The sequence below is a fragment of the Azospirillum lipoferum genome, assembly GCF_024170005.1.
Lineage (GTDB): Bacteria > Pseudomonadota > Alphaproteobacteria > Azospirillales > Azospirillaceae > Azospirillum > Azospirillum lipoferum.
Genome location: NZ_JALJXJ010000047.1, coordinates 1 through 1447, shown reverse-complemented (window position 1 = coordinate 1447; position 1447 = coordinate 1). Strand labels below are relative to the sequence as shown.

The following is a 1447-nucleotide window of genomic DNA, read 5'->3' as shown; positions in this document are numbered from 1 at the left end:
GCCGGCTTCGATCACAGCGTCCTGACCGAGTTTCGCGGACGGCTGCTGGCCGGGGGGGGGCCGAGGAACGCCTCCTGGAGCGGGTGCTCGATGCCGGCCGGACGCAGGGCCTGCTCAAGGCCCGAGGGCGACAACGGACGGACTCGACCCATGTGCTCGCCGCTGTCCGGGAACCGAACCGGTTGGAACTCCTGGGCGAGACGTTGCGCGCGGCACTCAATGCCCTCGCGGCCATGGCCCCCGCGTGGCTGCGCAGTGTGGCGCTCCCGGTCTGGTATGAACGTTACAGCCGGCGGATCGAGGACTTCCGGTTGCCAAAGACGCCGGCCGAGCGGGCGGCTCTTGCTGATGAGATCGGCGATGACGGCTTTCGGCTTCTTGCCGCGCTGGACGGCCCGGAATCGCCACCGGGGGTGGCGACCATGCCGGCTGTCGAGGTGCTCCGGACGGTCTGGCGCTGCCATTTCGAGAAGACGCCGGATCCCGCTGATCCATCGGGAAACGGCCGGGCACGATTGCGGCCTGTGAGCGGGCGAGGTGGCGAGGACAGACTGGAATCTCCCTACGACACCGACGCTCGTTACTGCAGCAAGAGCGGCATGGAGTGGACCGGCTACATGGTCCATCTCAGCGAGACCTGCGATGACGACGCGCCACGCCTGATCGTGCATGCCGATACCACGGCAGCCAACGTTCACGAAGCCATGAGGACGGAGCCGATCCATGTGGCGTTGGCGGCCAAGGGGATCGCGCCCGCCCTCCATCTGGTTGATTCGGCCTACGTCAGCGCGGCCCACCTCGTGACAGCCCGGGAGGTGTTCGCGATCGACCTCGTCGGCCCACCCCGGAAGAACCTGAGTTGGCAGCAGCGCCAGGGCGGCGGCTTCCGCGCCGCCGATTTCCGGATCGACTGGGAAGCGAGCCGCGCGATCTGCCCGCGCGACAAACAAAGCCAGAGTTGGCGCGATTACAGGGACAGGTCGGGGAGCCCCTACGTCAAGGTCCGGTTCAATCCCGCCGACTGTCGGGCCTGCGAGGCGCGCGCGCAATGCACCCGAGCGACCGGTGTGAAGTGGGGGCGCAATCTCAGGCTACGCCCGCGCGACGAGCACGAGGCGTTGGCGGTCGCCCGAGCGCGGAAGGAGACAGACAGCGAACAGCCACTCTACGCCTTGCGCCAGGGCGTGGAAGGCACCTTGTCCCAAGCGGTGCGCAGCTTCGGACTGCGCCGCGCCCGGTACAAGGGTATCGCGAAGGCCCATCTTCAGCACGTGGCAGTCGCGGCGGCCCTCAACCTCGACCGGATCGCCGCGTGGCTGCGCGGGCGACCCCTCGCCCCAACCCGCCGCTCCCGCTTTGCCGCACTGGCCGCTTGATCAACCGACCCTGCCTTATTCGTGTACAGTTTCCTGCTCAATCCGTTTCAAATGATTCGCCAACAGTATCG

The 1447-nt window shown here is 67.6% G+C and carries 1 pseudogene; it reads left to right on the top strand.

Going from position 1 to position 1447, the window contains the following annotated elements:
* Window positions 1-1376, top strand: a pseudogene (locus tag J2848_RS35800) (IS1182 family transposase); the annotation flags it as partial.
* Window positions 1377-1447 lie beyond the last annotated feature (71 nt).